This is a genomic window from Streptomyces deserti, assembly GCF_054782695.1.
Window position 1 is genome coordinate 576819 of record NZ_BAAGRZ010000001.1, and the last position, 14130, is coordinate 590948.

14 protein-coding genes are annotated in these 14130 nt (G+C 70.0%); 3 read left to right on the forward strand and 11 right to left on the reverse strand.

Annotation, left to right across the window (positions count from 1 at the left end; all coding sequences use genetic code 11):
• Positions 1-63 precede the first annotated feature (63 nt).
• Positions 64-285 carry an FmdB family zinc ribbon protein gene (locus ACYVMZ_RS02610; protein WP_381015589.1) on the forward strand — a complete coding sequence of 74 codons (222 nt, stop codon included), beginning with the start codon at positions 64-66 and terminating at the stop codon, positions 283-285.
• Between the two features lie 69 nt (positions 286-354).
• On the opposite strand, the gene ACYVMZ_RS02615 is transcribed toward ACYVMZ_RS02610, so the two are convergent.
• Both ACYVMZ_RS02615 and ACYVMZ_RS02620 read right to left on the reverse strand, forming a co-directional pair.
• Positions 355-999, reverse strand: a complete 645-nt coding sequence (locus ACYVMZ_RS02615) for a response regulator transcription factor (protein WP_461074954.1) — start codon at positions 997-999, stop codon at positions 355-357.
• Complete coding sequence (locus tag ACYVMZ_RS02620; protein ID WP_461074956.1) at positions 990-2087, reverse strand: sensor histidine kinase; 1098 nt, start codon at positions 2085-2087, stop codon at positions 990-992. Before ACYVMZ_RS02620 ends, ACYVMZ_RS02615 begins: the two co-directional genes overlap by 10 nt.
• A gap of 177 nt (positions 2088-2264) precedes the next feature.
• Here ACYVMZ_RS02620 and ACYVMZ_RS02625 point away from each other — a divergent pair, with 177 nt between their 5' ends.
• Complete coding sequence (locus tag ACYVMZ_RS02625; protein ID WP_461074958.1) at positions 2265-3176, forward strand: DedA family protein; 912 nt, start codon at positions 2265-2267, stop codon at positions 3174-3176.
• A 148-nt stretch (positions 3177-3324) separates the two neighbouring features.
• Here ACYVMZ_RS02625 and ACYVMZ_RS02630 read toward each other — a convergent pair whose 3' ends face one another.
• The 3 genes from ACYVMZ_RS02630 to ACYVMZ_RS02640 are packed head-to-tail and all read right to left on the reverse strand — an operon-like array spanning position 3325 to position 8153.
• Complete coding sequence (locus tag ACYVMZ_RS02630; protein ID WP_461074960.1) at positions 3325-4137, reverse strand: HAD family hydrolase; 813 nt, start codon at positions 4135-4137, stop codon at positions 3325-3327.
• A complete protein-coding gene (locus tag ACYVMZ_RS02635) occupies positions 4137-6941 on the reverse strand; it encodes a phosphoribosyltransferase (RefSeq protein WP_461074962.1) in 2805 nt (934 codons plus the stop codon). Before ACYVMZ_RS02635 ends, ACYVMZ_RS02630 begins: the two co-directional genes overlap by 1 nt.
• Before the next feature lie 45 nt (positions 6942-6986).
• Positions 6987-8153, reverse strand: a complete 1167-nt coding sequence (locus ACYVMZ_RS02640) for an HpcH/HpaI aldolase/citrate lyase family protein (protein WP_461074964.1) — start codon at positions 8151-8153, stop codon at positions 6987-6989.
• 173 nt (positions 8154-8326) lie between these two features.
• Here ACYVMZ_RS02640 and ACYVMZ_RS02645 point away from each other — a divergent pair, with 173 nt between their 5' ends.
• Positions 8327-9238: a TerD family protein gene (locus tag ACYVMZ_RS02645; protein WP_461074966.1), complete on the forward strand. Its 912-nt coding sequence runs from the start codon at positions 8327-8329 to the stop codon at positions 9236-9238.
• Between the two features lie 38 nt (positions 9239-9276).
• Here ACYVMZ_RS02645 and ACYVMZ_RS02650 read toward each other — a convergent pair whose 3' ends face one another.
• The 6 genes from ACYVMZ_RS02650 to ACYVMZ_RS02675 form a co-directional block, all read right to left on the reverse strand.
• Positions 9277-10014, reverse strand: a complete 738-nt coding sequence (locus ACYVMZ_RS02650) for a TerD family protein (protein ID WP_461074968.1) — start codon at positions 10012-10014, stop codon at positions 9277-9279.
• Positions 10015-10146: 132 nt separating this feature from the next.
• The gene (locus ACYVMZ_RS02655; RefSeq protein WP_461074970.1) at positions 10147-11295 is read right to left on the reverse strand and encodes a DUF475 domain-containing protein; all 1149 of its coding nucleotides are present in this window, start codon (positions 11293-11295) and stop codon (positions 10147-10149) included.
• A gap of 51 nt (positions 11296-11346) precedes the next feature.
• A complete protein-coding gene (locus tag ACYVMZ_RS02660) occupies positions 11347-11922 on the reverse strand; it encodes a TerD family protein (protein WP_461074972.1) in 576 nt (191 codons plus the stop codon).
• A 100-nt stretch (positions 11923-12022) separates the two neighbouring features.
• The gene (locus ACYVMZ_RS02665; protein WP_461074974.1) at positions 12023-12598 is read right to left on the reverse strand and encodes a calcium homeostasis/redox stress adaptation protein; all 576 of its coding nucleotides are present in this window, start codon (positions 12596-12598) and stop codon (positions 12023-12025) included.
• Between the two features lie 154 nt (positions 12599-12752).
• Positions 12753-13211 carry a peroxiredoxin gene (locus tag ACYVMZ_RS02670; RefSeq protein ID WP_400077136.1) on the reverse strand — a complete coding sequence of 153 codons (459 nt, stop codon included), beginning with the start codon at positions 13209-13211 and terminating at the stop codon, positions 12753-12755.
• Between the two features lie 105 nt (positions 13212-13316).
• Positions 13317-13754 (reverse strand): DUF3052 domain-containing protein, encoded by a 438-nt coding sequence (locus ACYVMZ_RS02675; protein WP_365664406.1) that lies wholly within the window; start codon positions 13752-13754, stop codon positions 13317-13319.
• Positions 13755-14130: the final 376 nt, after the last annotated feature.

The window sequence follows — 14130 nt, forward strand, 5'->3', positions numbered from 1 at the left end:
CTCACCGGACACTGGCTCACCGGACATCGGTCGCGACCGCCGGGCGCCGGTTAACCTGTGCCCATGCCTCGCTACGAGTACCGCTGCCGCACCTGCGGCGACACCTTCGAACTCAGCCGTCCGATGGCGGAGTCCTCCGCTCCCGCCGCCTGCCCCGCGGGACACGACGACACGGTGAAGCTGCTGTCCACGGTCGCGGTGGGCGGCACAGCCTCCTCCGCCCCGGCGCCCGCCCCCCGCGCGGGCGGCGGGGGCGGCTGCTGCGGCGGAGGGTGCTGCGGCTGACACCAGGGCACCTTCCCGTGCGGCCCGGGGCACCTCCCGTGCGGCCGGGGCACCTCCCCGTGGGATCGGTCAGCTCCCCAAGTAGCGAAGTACCGCCAGCACCCTGCGTGAGTAGCCCTCACCTCCCGTCAGTTCGAGCTTGTCGAAGATCGCGTTGGTGTGCTTCTCGACCGCGCTCTGCGAGATGTGCAGCCGCTGCGCGATCGCCGCGTTGGTGTGGCCTTGGGCCATCTCGGCCAGCACGTCCCGCTCCCGTGTGGTGAGCCGGGCCAGGAGGTCGGTGTGCGTCGTACGGCCGAGCAACTGGCGCACCACCTCCGGGTCGAAGGCCGCACGGCCACGGGCCACACGCTCCAACGCGTCCAGGAACTCGTCCACTTGGACCACCCGGTCCTTGAGCAGATATCCCACCCCTTCCGACTCACCGGTCAACAGCTCTGTCGCGTACCGCTTCTCGACGTACTGCGAGAGCACCAGCACGCCGACCTCGGGCCAGCGCTCCCGGATCTCCAGGGCCGCCCGCAGGCCCTCGTCGGTGTGCGTCGGCGGCATCCGCACATCGGCGACCACCACGTCCGGCCGGTCCTCGGCGACGGCCTTCAGCAGCAGCTCGGCATTGCCGACGGCGGCGAGCACCTCATGCCCTTCCTCGGCGAGCAGACGGACCAGGCCCTCGCGCAGCAGGGTCGAGTCCTCGGCCAGGATCACTCGCATGGCAGCTCCGCGGTCACCACGGTCGGCCCGCCCGCCGGGCTGAACACTTTGAGATCGCCGTCGAGAGCGGCGACGCGCCGGGCGAGCCCGAACAGCCCGCTGCCGGAGGCGTTGGCCCCACCGCAGCCGTCATCCTCGACGCACACGTACAGCATCCCCTCCTCGGTCCCGACGCCGACCGATATCCGGCTCGGCGCCCCGTGCTTGACCGCGTTGGTGACGGCCTCGCTGACCACGAAGTAGGCGACGGTCGCCACGGCTTTCCCTGGTTCCTCGGTGAGCTCGCACTCCACCTGCACCGGCACGGACGCCCGCTCGGCGACCGTCTCCAGCGCCGCGTGCAGTCCCGCCTCGTCCAGCGTCGTCGGATAGATCCGCCACGCCACCTCGCGCAACTCCTCCAGGGCCTGGCGGCTCTCCTCGTGGGCCTGGCGCAGCAGCCGGTCCCGGCGGTCCGCGTCCTGGCTGCGCCGGGCGCGGCCGAGCAACATGCCGAGGGCGACGAGGCGTTGCTGCACGCCGTCGTGCAGGTCCCGCTCGATGCGGCGCCGCTCGTCGTGCACCGCGTCGACCACGGCGGCACGGCTCGCGGACAGTTCGGCGATGCGTCTCTCCAACTCCTCCTGGTGGCGGGGACCGAGGAAGTACCGCACCAGCCGCCGCTCCAGCTCGGCGACGCCGAATACCCCCTGCACGGCGAGGAACAGCAGGAAGAGACCGCCGAGGGCGGTGAACGCGATCGCGCCGGGATGCTCGACGCCTCCCGGAAGCAGCCAGGCGTACATCCACAGCGTGCTGTATCCGAGGCCGCCGGCCACCGATACCATCACGACTCCGCCCAGGACGCCCAGAGTCCAGCGGCAGGCCACGTACCGCAGTGCCCGCATGTCCTCGTACGCGGGCGGGACACGGATGCCGAGCCAGATCTTCAGCCGGGCCCGCTCCAGCTCCGCCAGTCGTCGCGCGCACGCGAGGACCGGGCGGAGTATGGCGCGGCGGCCGGACGGCCAGGCCGCCACCGGCAGCAGGGCTACCCCTGCCAGAACGGCGAAGAGCAGCTCGACGGCAGCCGTGGCGGCTCCTGCCATGAGCCCCACCGCGCACCGAATTCCACGTCGCGCCATGTCTCGCATGATCGTGAGGCTAGCCCGGCGCGAGTACCGCGCACACTGCGGAAAACCGCAATTCCCGCCTGCGGTCGACCGCAGGGATTCGTGCGGTCTTCCTCAGGGTCTCTTCAGCCGCGATTTTCTAGCGTGATCGACATGACAGCCATCGCAGCGCAGACGATCACGGCGCACACCACGGCCGGGGCGGCACCAGTCCCGGCGGCGGACAGCGGTGCCGCCCCGCAGTGGGTCCTCGACCTCATGGACGCTTTGGGCGCGCCGGGTGCCGGCCTGGCCATCGCGTTGGAGAACCTCTTCCCTCCCCTGCCGAGCGAGGTGATCCTGCCGCTCGCCGGGTTCGCGGCGAGCGGCGGCCGGATGAGCCTGCTCGCCGTCCTGCTGTGGACGACGGCGGGCTCGGTGATCGGCGCGCTCGCCTTGTACGGAGTGGGTGCGCTGCTGGGCCGCGACCGGACGGTGGCCATAGCGGGCCGCCTGCCGCTGGTGAAGGTCGCGGACATCGAGCGGACCGAGGCGTGGTTCCTGCGGCACGGCACGAAGGCGGTGTTCTTCGGCCGGATGATCCCGATCTTCCGCAGCCTGATATCCGTGCCGGCGGGCGTGGAGCGGATGCGGCTGTCCGTGTTCCTCGGGCTGACCACGCTGGGCAGCGCGATCTGGAACACCGCGTTCGTGCTGGCGGGTTACGCGCTGGGCGACAACTGGCCCGAGGTCACCCGCATCGTCTCCACCTACTCGAAGATGGTCCTCGGCGTGGCCGCCCTGGCGGTGCTGGCGTTCATCGGCATGCGCCTGCTGCGGCCGGGGGCCGGTCAGCGCAGGCGAGGACGCGGACGCGGCGAGGACCAGGGCACGCAGCCGACCGATCCGGCCGACGACACCGGGAGCCTGCGGTACACCGGTCATGTCTCCGGCGCCGGGCGCCCGCGCCGCGCCGACTACGGCTACAGCGACGACGGCATACACCGGCCGGTGCCGGCCCACGGTGCCGAAGGCGTCATACGCCGGCCTGGGCCCGCCAACACCACCGAGGGCGGCATGCGCTGACCCAGTCCCGCCGACGCCACCGTCGATCCAGGTGGCCTCACCGAGATACGCCGGGCCGACGAGCGCCTCAAATCCCAGGCCACCTGGATGGCCCTGTCTCTTGAGGTCGCCAGGACAGCCGACTCCCCCCAGCCCACCCGGGCCCCGCTCACCGAGGCGCCCGTACCCCCCGCAGGAACTCCCGCAGGATCCGCTCCCCCGCCAGCACGCCCCGCTCGGGGAGCGCGCTGATCGCGGGGGCCGTCCAGCCGGTGTCGGCCAGCTCGCCGTGGCCGGGGCGCCAGCCTCGGTCGGCGGCGAGGAGGAGGTCGGCGTCGAGGAGGGAGTCACCGGCGGCGAGGGTGAGGGTGGCGCCGGAGCGGCGGGCGACCTCGTGCATCGCCGCGCTCTTGGTGAGCGGCTTGGGGACCGCGTAGATCTTGCGGCCCTGGAGCGAGACCGTCCAGCCGCGGTTCTCCGCCCACACCGCGAGTTCCTTCACCCAGTCCTCAGGAAGGAGTTCACGCTCGACGACGAGGTAGACGAAGAGGTCCTCGGCGATGCGGTGCTTGCGGACCCACGCCGGGTCGGCGGCCCTCATCAGGTGCTCGCTGACCTCGGCCAGCGACGCGCACTCGTCGGCCAGCCGTGCCGTCACCCGCGCGTGCCACTCCGGGTCGGACGCGCCGTCCACCAGGAGGTGCCCGCCGTTGGCGCAGATCGCGTACTTCGGCGGCGGGCCCGGCAGGTTGATGCGCTGGTACTGCTTGCGGGTGCGGGTCGTGGTCGGCACGAACAGCGCCGTGTCGCCGAGGTCGGTGAGGAGCTGGGCCGATGTCTCCGTCATGTACGACAGCGGCTTGCTCTCGTGCACCTCCACACACAGCAGCCGGGGCGCCCGCGCGTCCGGCATGGTCAGCGCCAGAGCGGCAGAGGAGTAGATCAGTGTGCGATCGAGATCGCTCGCGACGAGCACGGGCATCAGACCGTCACCGCCTTGCCGTCGGCGCCGGTCGCGCCCCGGGTGTACTTGGGGTGGATCAGGCCGACACAGGTGTAGGGCAGGTCGGCGACCTCCTCGACGGGCACGCCCCGCTGCTCGGCCAGCAGACGGACGTGGTCGAGATCGCGGCCCGCCCCGGCGCGCGCGAGCACCTTCCAGGGCACCCGGCGCAGCATCACCCGGGTGGTCTCGCCGACGCCGGGCTTGACGAGGTTCACGTCGTGGATGCCGTACTCCTCACTGATGCGCTCGACCGCCGCCCAGCCCTCCCAGGTGGGGGTGCGGTCGGCGGCGAGCAGTTCCTTGGCCTGGGTGTCGACCGCGTCCGTGACCTCCGGGAAGCGGGCGGACACCGCGTCGAGGAAGGCCACCGAGACGTCGGCACCGGCGAGTTCGCGGTAGAACTTCGCGCCGTGGAAGTCGTACGGGCCGACCAGGTCCGCGCGCAGCACCGTGCGCGATATCAGGCCGGACACCGTCGAGTTGAGGCAGGCGGAGGGGATGAGGTAGTCGTCGCGGGTGCCGTACGTCCGCACGCACGAGCCGGGGTCGGCCAGGACCGCGATCTCCGGGTCGAAGCCGGTGATGCCGTCGGACTCCTCGAACTCCTCGATGGCCTGGGCGAGTTCGCGGGTGATGGCGCCCTTGCCGGTCCAGCCGTCGACGAAGACGACGTCGCGCGGGTCGTGGTGCTCGGCGAGCCAGCGCAGCGCGTTGGCGTCGATGCCGCGGCCGCGGACGATGGAGACGGCGTAGTGCGGCAGGTCGAGTCCGTGCCGGTGCTGGGCCCAGCGGCGCATCAGGATGCCGACCGGGGTGCCCGCGCGGGCCAGGGACACCAGGACGGGCCGGGGCGACCGCTCGGCCAGCACGATCTCGGTGACGGCGCCGATCGCCTGGGCCAGGCGCGCCGCCGAGGCCTGAAGGGCCGCGTGGAACAGCTCCTGGTACTGCTCGCTCGGCTGGTACTCCACGGGCAGGGACTCGGCGTAGTGGGCGCCGCCGCTCTGGATCGCCTCCTCCCGCTCCTCGGTCGGGGCCTCCAGCGTCACGTCCGAGAGGTCCTGGAGCAGCCAGCCGACCTCGTCGGGCGCGTACGAGGAGAAGGCGGGGCCGCGGAGGGGCTCGGGCAGCATGGAGGGCCTTTCGGGGACGGGCCTGCGTTCGGGGACGTAACTCGGTACGACCGCGAGGAGGACCTGCGGGGTGTGCGCGGCGAGCTGGGCCAGCAGGCCGTCGGGCGCGTGCAGCGCGGGGGTGTCGGCGACCGAGTCGACGACGGTGACGACGGCGTCGAAGCCGGCGCCCGCGACGTTGTAGGCGTAGCGCTCGCCGGGGCCGTCGGAGGGGTCGTCGTGGGCGGGGAAGACCAGGCGGGTGCGTATCGCGTAGCCGGGGTCGTCGACCGCGAGGACGGGCGAGCGGGTCGTGGTGGAGTAGCGCACCTCGGCGCTCACCACCTGTTCCAGCTCCCGGGCCAGTCTCAGCGGCGCGTACATCAGCTCCTCGAAACCGAGGACGAGCACGCCGCGGGCGTCGGCGGGCAGGGCCTGTGCGAGCCGCGCGGCCATGGCGGGCAGGGCGCTCTCCAGCCGCGCACGGTGCGCGGGCGTGAACCCGTGCCGCCCACCGTCGGGCAGCCCCCGGGGCCAGCCCAGGTCGACACGCGCGACACGGCCGTACGACGGCCCCTGGGGGGCCACCGGCCCGGCCGCACCGTCGGACACGGGCGCCCCGAGCCCGACGCCCGGCCCGTCCGCATCCGCCCCAGGCCCGGCGTCAGCCCCGCCGCCAGATTCGGCCGCCCCGGGCCCGGCACCAGCTCCGACCCCAGCTCCAGCCCCACCGGGCCCATCGCCGGCCCCGACCCCAGCCTCAACGCCACCGGGCCCGTCGTCAGCCCCGACCCCAGCCTGAGCCGCAACTCCAGCCCCAGCCCCAGCCACCTGACCGGCCCCGGCCACCGAACCGGTCACACGTCCGGCCGCAGCCGCCCCAGCCGCCGCCTCCTGCCGTGCCACCAGTTCCTGCCCCTTCTCCAGCACTCCCTCCGGCAGCGTCACCGTGCCCGACGCGGCCGCGATCAGGTCGACGCGGGCGCCGATCTCGTGGGCGAAGTCGTCCAGGCGGCCGGCGTCGGCGGCCGAGCGCATGTCGACCAGGGCGACGACCACGTACCGCGCGCGTGGGTAGCGTGCGTGCAGGTCGCGGATGGTGTTCAGGACCGTGTTACCGGTGGAGAACTCGTCGTCGACCAGGACCAGCGGCCCCTCGCCGGCCAGCAGCGCCGGGTCCTCGGGCAGCAGCAGGTGCGAGGTCGCGTGCGAGTGGGACTCCTCGAAGCCGCCCGCCGGGGCGACACCGGCGACCGGGCGGCGGGTGGAGTGCAGGTAGGGGGCGACCCCCAGGCCGTCGGCGACCGAGTGGCCGAGCCCGGTCGCGGTCTCCGCGTAGCCGAGCACGACCGCCCGGCTCGCCTCCTCGTCGCCGAGCAGCTCGCGCACCCGGCGGCCGAGCGTGACCCCGTGCCCGTACACGACGGACGGTGTCTGCGGTACGTGCTTGCCGAGCACGTTCGACACGAGCAGGTGGGCGCGCTTGGGGTTGCGGCGCAGCGCGAGTCCCAGCAGGTCGGTCAGCGTGTCGTCGCCGGCGAGCTCGACACCGAGCCGTTCGGCGACCCAGCGGCCGGACCAGACGCCGTCCGCACCGTCTGCCGCGTCGGCCCGGGCTCCGTCGCGCACCCCCTCGGGGTGCACCCCCTCGTTCACTGCCTTCTCCATGAATTCCTTGCGTCGGATTCCGCGAACTCTTCGAGTCCCGTGCGTTCAGTCGGCCAGACCGGCGGCGAGGAGCTCCACGAAGCCGATGTGCTCGTTGGCCACGCCGAAGACCTCGGCGCGCAGGAGGGTCCGCTCGGCCCAGGCCCGGTGCGGCTTCACCTCGTTCATCTTGTTCGTGTACGCCGACCTCAGTACACCCCCGCCGCAGCGCTCGGGCTTCAGGATGTCCTGGGCGTCGCTGAACTCTTCGTGACTGACCACCGACAGCGCGTGCACGGGCAGCACATGGGAGGGGTGGATGCAGGTCTTGCCCAGCAGGCCGTTGGCGTGGTCCAGGGAGATCTCCCTCAGCAGGCCGTCCATGGCGTGCTCAATCAGCTTCTCGCGCAGTTCCACGGCCTGCACCTCCAGGAACGGGCTCTGCCGCAGCTGCGGCTTGAACATGCGCTCCTGCAGCCGGAAGTACTCCCACACCGGCCCGGTCACGGTGAAGCCTGTGCCGTCGGCCCGCCCCAGCATGTTCACCACGTCGGCGATCACGGACGCGACGATCTGCACGTCGTAGGCGGTCATGTCAGGCGCCCTGCGCAGCCCGTAGGAGGAGCAGAAGTCCGTCACGCCGAGGCGCAGCGCGAGCACGCGGTCGCGGTACTTGCTGACCGCGCGATAGATGCCCTCCAGGGTCGCCACGCGCGACTCCCGGTACAGCAGCTCCGGGGACTCGAGGACCGGCATGGCGAAGAGCCGCCGCCCGCTTTCGGCCTCGGCGTCGGCGAGCGCCTCCAGGAAGGGTATGCCGCGTCCCTCGGTGAACTTCGGCAGAACGAACCCGGACAGCAGCCGGACGGCCGGGCCGAGGCGTCGTACCAGGTCGGGGATCTGCTCGGGCACACGGACCCGGATGAACAGCAGGGGCAGATCCGCCTCCGGGCGACCGGCGAGGTCCGCGAACTGGCGTACGAGGTTCTCCTCGCCGGCCACGACGTCGGCGTCGTCGATCGAGTCCTCCAGGCAGAGGACCATCGACACCACGCCGCGTCCGGCCTGCTTGAGGATGTCGTCGGCGAGGCGGGGCCGGGTCGCCGGGCTGTAGAGCGTGGCGCCCAGGGCGGCGGAGAGAAGTCGGGCCGGTGAATCCGGCGTGAACGTACACGGCTCCTGGTGGAAGAGACGCTTCCGCACCTCAGGGGCGATATGCCCGAAATGACGCATGGAACTCCCCCGTGGTGGCTGGGCGACCTGTGGAATATCGAAAGGTGGCCGGTAATAGTACGTAGACGTCCATGTCTCAGGTTCCCTCCAGGCATGAATTTCCGGTAACCCGGCTGTGTCAAGGGCGTACCCCCGCGTTGTCGTGACCAGGACGGAGAGGGCAGGATGACGGCATGACGCACGCGATGCTGAAGGGGTCCAACGTCCCGCTGGAAGGCACCACGGTACGCGCCGTGCTGCGCTGGACGCCCGGGCAGGGGGTACCGGACGTCGACGCCTCCGCGCTGCTCCTCGGCCCCGACGGTCGTGTGCGCTCCGACGAGGACTTCGTCTTCTACAACCAGCCCCGACACCCCTCCGGAAAGGTCTGGCGGCTGGGCAAGAAGCGGGTCGCCGAGGGCCTGACGGACACGATCCAGACAGATCTGGCGGGTGTCGAGTCCGATGTCAGCCGCATTCTGCTGGTCGCGTCGGCGGACGACTTCCCCTTCGAGCGGGTGCCGGGCCTGCGCATCCTGCTGTACGACGCGGCGGAAGCCGACGGGGAGTCACTGGCGTACTTCGACGTCAAGCCGCAGACGGGCAAGGAGACGGCACTGATCTGCGGCGAGCTGTACCGGCGCGGGGAGGGCTGGAAGTTCCGCGCGCTGGGCGAGGGCTACACGAACGGCCTGCAGGGCCTGGCGACGGAGTTCGGCATCTCGGTGGACGAGTCCGAGGCGGCTCAGGAGGAGGAACCCGCCACGGCCGGCCCCGCCCAGTCGGCGTCCGCCGCCACCCAGCCGGTTCCGCCCCAGCCCGCGCCCGAGGTGTCGAGGCCGTTGCCGCCGGAACAGCCGACGACGGCCCCCGCCCAGCCGACCGGCGTACCGGCCCAGCCCGCGTACGGCTACCCGACGCAGCAGCCCCCGGCGACCCAGCCGGCGTACGGCTATCCGCATCCGGCCGGCCAGCCCGCCCACGGCTACCCGGCAGCGGCCGCCACGGGCGCCCAGTCCGGCTACGGCTATCCACCGCCGGTCACGGCGATCCCCGACCCGGACTTCAGGATGCCGCCGCAGGGCCCACAGTTCATCGGGCGTTAGGCGGAGCGACGCGCCCCGCCCTCAGGCGAAGAGGGGCACTACCGCTCCACCTTCGTCTTGTAGCCCCTGCCCCACTGCAACCCCCACCCGTACAACCGGTCCAGCTCCGCCTGGAACCCGTACACGAACTTCACCTCGCGCCGCACGATGATCTCGTTCTTGACGTTCTCGATCATCACCACCGCACAGGAGCGGGCCTGCGGATGCCGCTCGTCCAGGCTTATCTCGATCCGCGGCCCGTTGCTGGGGTACAGCGTGACGATGGCTTGCGTACGGTCGAACGCCGGCGTCTGGTCGTAGATGTAGGCGAAGACCAGCAGCCGTTTGATGTGCTCGCGATGGTCGAGGTTGATGTAGATCGTCTCGCCCGACGCCGAGCCGAACCGGTCGTCGCCGCTGAGTTTGACGTACGGCGGTGCGTTGACGTCGCCCAGGAGGCCGCCCAGCGGCTGTACGACGCCCTTGGTGCCGTCGGCGAGCTCGTACAGACATCCCAGGTCGAGGTCGACGTTGACCATGCTCTGGCTGTGGCCGAGCACCTCCGGGGGCTTGAGCGCCTTGAAGGGGTGCCGCAGCAGGCTCTCGCGCTGTGAGCCGCCGATGTCGGAGGTCCGCATGCGCCAGTTCAGGTTGATGCGCAGATGGCCGGTGGCCGCGCCCTGCTTGGTCAGGGAGACCTGGCTGTGCCGTTTGGTCAGCTCGATGGCGTTCGTCGCCGCGTTGCCCGAGTCGAAGTCGACCGCACGTCCGCGCCGGAGTCCGTCCAAGAAGCCCATTCCGCCCCCAGGTTCATGTGAAGGACCCATGGGCCCAGGCGGGGCCCACGGGCCTTGACGACCGGCGGGGCGGCCCCGAGGAGTCGTCCTCGGTGGCCGCCCCGCACAGAGCGTTCCTCACCCGGAGGGGTGTCACACCCCGGACGAGACTTCAGTCTTCTCGTCCGAGCCCGACGCTTTTCCCTCGGCCGCCGCCAGCGCGCGGTTGCGGCGGACGGAGGACCAGAAGGACCAGGCGATCAGGACGACGCCGACCAGGCCGGTGATGAACTCGTTGATCTCGTACCGGATGGTGACGAGCAGGATCACGGCGAGCGCACCGATCGCGTAGTGCGCGCCGTGCTCCAGGTAGACGTAGTCGTCGAGGGTTCCCTGGCGGACCAGGTAGACGGTGAGCGACCGGACGTACATGGCGCCGACGCCGAGGCCGAGGGCCATGAGGACGATGTCGTTGGTGATGGCGAAGGCGCCGATCACGCCGTCGAAGGAGAAGGACGCGTCCAGGACCTCCAGGTAGAGGAACATGAAGAACGCGGCCTTGCCGGCCACGACGACGGCGGAGCGCGGCTTGCCGGCGCGGACGGCCTCTTCCTCCTGCTCGTGTTCGCGTTCTTCCTCCTCTTCGAGTTTGTCCTCGAAGTAGCCGGAGAGACCGCCCACGATCATGTAGGTGATCAGACCCGCGATGCCGGAGAGCAGGACCGTATCGGCCTTGTCGACGTGCGTGCCGCCGTGCTGGTGGGCGTGGGTCGCGAAGGTCATCGCGGAGATCAGCAGGACGATCAGGGCGATGCAGACCGACAGCATGTCGACCTTGCCGAGCTTGGCCAGGGGCCGCTCCAGCCAGCCCAGCCACTTGATGTCCCGGTCCTCGAAGATGAAGTCCAGGAAGATCATCAGCAGGAACATGCCACCGAACGCGGCGATCGACGGATGGGCGTCGGTGACGAGCTCCTGGTAACGGTCCTTGTCGGTGAGCGCGAGGTCGACGGCCTCGATCGGTCCGAGCTGGGCACTGACCGCGACGATCACGACAGGGAAGACGAGCCGCATACCGAAGACGGCGATCAGAATGCCGATCGTGAGGAAGATTTTCTGCCAGAAGGCACTCATCTTCTTCAGGATTCCGGCGTTGACCACCGCGTTGTCGAAGGACAGCGAGATCTCGAGGACGGAGAGGATCGCCACGATGCCGAACGCGGCCCACCCCCCGTAGAAGATGGCTGCGACGAGGCCGAGCGCGGTGACCGCGAACGACCACCCGAAGGTTTTCAGAACCACTGGCTACCCAATCGTGTATGTACGGGTATCTCCCCCGCGCCGCATCCGGCTTTACGAAACGTTGACTCCGAAGTCTAGAGCGATGCCCCGCAGCCCCGACGCGTACCCCTGTCCGACCGCCCTGAACTTCCATTCGCCCTGGTAGCGGTAGAGCTCGCCGAAGATCATGGCGGTCTCCGTGGAGGCGTCCTCGCTGAGGTCGTACCGGGCGAGTTCCTGGCCGTCGGCCTGGTTCACCACGCGGATGAAGGCGTTGCTGACCTGGCCGAAGGTCTGGCCGCGCTCGTCGGCCAGGTGAATGGAGACCGGAAAGACGATCTTGTCGCACTGGGGCGGCACCTTGGAGAGGTCGACCAGGACCGACTCGTCGTCGCCGTCGCCCTCACCGGTGAGGTTGTCACCGGTGTGCTCCACCGAACCGTCCGGGCTCTTCAGCTGGTTGTAGAAGATGAACCACTCGTCCCCGAGCACCCGGCCGCTGTTGCACATCAGCGCGCTGGCGTCGAGGTCGAAGGGTGCTCCCGTGGTGGAGCGCGCGTCCCAGCCGAGCCCGATCATCACCTGCGTGAGGTTCGGTGCGGCCTTGGACAGGGAGACGTTGCCTCCCTTGGCGAGCGTGACGCCCATGATGCTGGTCCCTCCCCGAGGTGATGCTTCTCTGGCTGTCCTGCGCGTCCGGCGCCGCACGTAAACCGTGCGGCGCCGGACGACGGGACTTTCAGGTGGCTCAGACGTTCACGCCGAAGTCCTGCGCGATGCCGCGCAGGCCCGAGGCGTAGCCCTGGCCGATGGCGCGGAACTTCCACTCCGCGCCGTGCCGGTAGAGCTCACCGAAGACCATGGCGGTCTCGGTGGAGGCGTCCTCGCTCAGGTCGTAGCGGGCGATCTCGGCGCCGCCGGCCTGGTTCACGACGCGGATGAACGCGTTGCGCACCTGGCCGAAGGACTGCTGGCGGTTCTCGGCGTCGTAGATCGAGACCGGGAAGACGATCTTCTCGATCTCGGCCGGGACCGTGGCCAGGTTCACCTTGATCTGCTCGTCGTCGCCCTCGCCCTCACCGGTGAGGTTGTCACCGGTGTGCTCGACGGAGCCGTCCGGGCTCTTGAGGTTGTTGAAGAAGATGAAGTGCTGGTCGCTGATGACCTTGCCGGAGTTGTTCAGCAGCAGCGCGCTCGCGTCCAGGTCGAAGTCGGTGCCGGTCGTGGTGCGGACGTCCCACCCCAGACCGACGATGACCGCGGTCAGGCCCGGCGCCTCCTTGGTCAGCGATACGTTGCCGCCCTTGCTGAGGCTGACTCCCACGAGTCCTCCATTGGTGTCCAGGGGCGGGATGCCCCGTCGTACTCGGATGTCGGATCAACGAGTCGATCCTAGTGACGGGTTCCCGCCCCCCGCAGGCCCTGGAGCCGAAGAATCACAGGGTGTCGAACACTTTCGGCTTCACAGGGTGTCGAGATCACAGGGTGTCGAGCGCCTTCACGTACTCGTTCAGGTCGCGGGCGTCCGGCAGGCCGTTGACGACGGTCCACCGCACGACGCCCTCCTTGTCGATGATGAAGGTCCCGCGCACGGCGCAACCCTTGTCCTCGTCGAAGACGCCGTAGGCGCGCGAGACGTTGCCGTGCGGCCAGAAGTCGGACAGCAGCGGGTACTCCAGGCCCTCCTGCTCGGCGAAGACGCGCAGGGTGTGGATGGAGTCGTTGGAGACGGCGAGCAGCTGGGTGTCGCGGTCGGAGAACTGCGGCAGGTTGTCACGCAGCTCGCACAGTTCGCCCGTGCACACGCCGGTGAAGGCGAAGGGGTAGAAGAGCAGCACCACGTTCTTCTGACCGCGGAAGTCGGAGAGCTTCACGGTCGCGCCGTGGTTGTCCTTGAGCTCGAAGTCGGGAGCCTTTTCGCCGACCTGGATCGCCATGGTCCTGTTCGTCCCTTCGGAGGTTGTTCGGGCGAGAACACCCTACGCAGGGATCGTCACAGGCCGACGGGCGGGCCGACGTCGTCGGCCCGCCCTGCCGTACGACTAACGCTTGGACTTGGCAGCCTTGGGCGTCGCCAGCCGGCTGCCGCTCCAGTCCTTGCCGACGCTGACGCTCTTGGACGCCGTCAGACCGGCCGTCGTGGCGGCCTCCGAGATGTCGCTCGGCTCCACATACCCCGCACGGCCGGTCTTCGGCGTGAGGAGCAGGATCGCGCCGCCCTCTTCGATGTACGTGGTGGCATCCACCAGCGCATCCGTCAGGTCGCCGTCGTCGTCACGGAACCACAGCACAACGGCGTCGGCCACGTCGTCGTAGTCCTCGTCCACCAGGTCGCCCTCGATGGCTTCCTCGATGGCCTCGCGGAGCTCCTGGTCCACGTCGTCGTCGTAGCCGATCTCCTGGACCACCTGCCCGGGCTGGAACCCCAGCCTGGCGGCAGGGTTCGTCCGCTCCTCCGCGTGGTCCGCGGTCGCGCTCACGGGTTGCCTCCTGATCATGTTTTGGGAATATCTCAGCCACGCGCGTGCGCGAAGCATTGGCCGTAGTCCACACGGGCGGGGCGGATCGCGCAAGTACCCGGCCGTTCAGACCGCCGAAACGGTGACGATCCTGGCCGTGTCACCGCAACTCCATGCACACCATCATGGTCCGTAGTGACACACACCACACCTTTCTGCCCTGTTTGCACGTTTGGGAATCGTCTGCGAGTACGAGACTCGAAGGTATTCGCCCATACGTCACGGAACCGCTCCCCACCCGGGTTACCACTCGGTAGAGATGACGTTTTCCGTCCCTAGGTAGACCATGGGGAGCGGCGCAGCCCCAGCGACATCAGCGAAACAGCGGCCCTCGCAC

Bases quoted from the DNA above. Each gene is read 5' to 3' on its own strand.
- ACYVMZ_RS02650 (WP_461074968.1), bottom strand. From the start codon at position 10,014: ATGGGCTTCTTGGACGGACTCCGGCGCGGACGTGCGGTCGACTTCGAC.
- ACYVMZ_RS02630 (WP_461074960.1), bottom strand. From the start codon at position 4,137: ATGCCCGTGCTCGTCGCGAGCGATCTCGATCGCACACTGATCTACTCC.
- ACYVMZ_RS02670 (WP_400077136.1), bottom strand. From the start codon at position 13,211: ATGGCGATCCAGGTCGGCGAAAAGGCTCCCGACTTCGAGCTCAAGGAC.
- ACYVMZ_RS02645 (WP_461074966.1), top strand. From the start codon at position 8,327: ATGACGCACGCGATGCTGAAGGGGTCCAACGTCCCGCTGGAAGGCACC.
- ACYVMZ_RS02610 (WP_381015589.1), top strand. From the start codon at position 64: ATGCCTCGCTACGAGTACCGCTGCCGCACCTGCGGCGACACCTTCGAA.
- ACYVMZ_RS02635 (WP_461074962.1), bottom strand. From the start codon at position 6,941: ATGGAGAAGGCAGTGAACGAGGGGGTGCACCCCGAGGGGGTGCGCGAC.
- ACYVMZ_RS02625 (WP_461074958.1), top strand. From the start codon at position 2,265: ATGACAGCCATCGCAGCGCAGACGATCACGGCGCACACCACGGCCGGG.
- ACYVMZ_RS02615 (WP_461074954.1), bottom strand. From the start codon at position 999: ATGCGAGTGATCCTGGCCGAGGACTCGACCCTGCTGCGCGAGGGCCTG.
- ACYVMZ_RS02660 (WP_461074972.1), bottom strand. From the start codon at position 11,922: ATGGGCGTCACGCTCGCCAAGGGAGGCAACGTCTCCCTGTCCAAGGCC.
- ACYVMZ_RS02620 (WP_461074956.1), bottom strand. From the start codon at position 2,087: ATGGCAGGAGCCGCCACGGCTGCCGTCGAGCTGCTCTTCGCCGTTCTG.
- ACYVMZ_RS02640 (WP_461074964.1), bottom strand. From the start codon at position 8,153: ATGCGTCATTTCGGGCATATCGCCCCTGAGGTGCGGAAGCGTCTCTTC.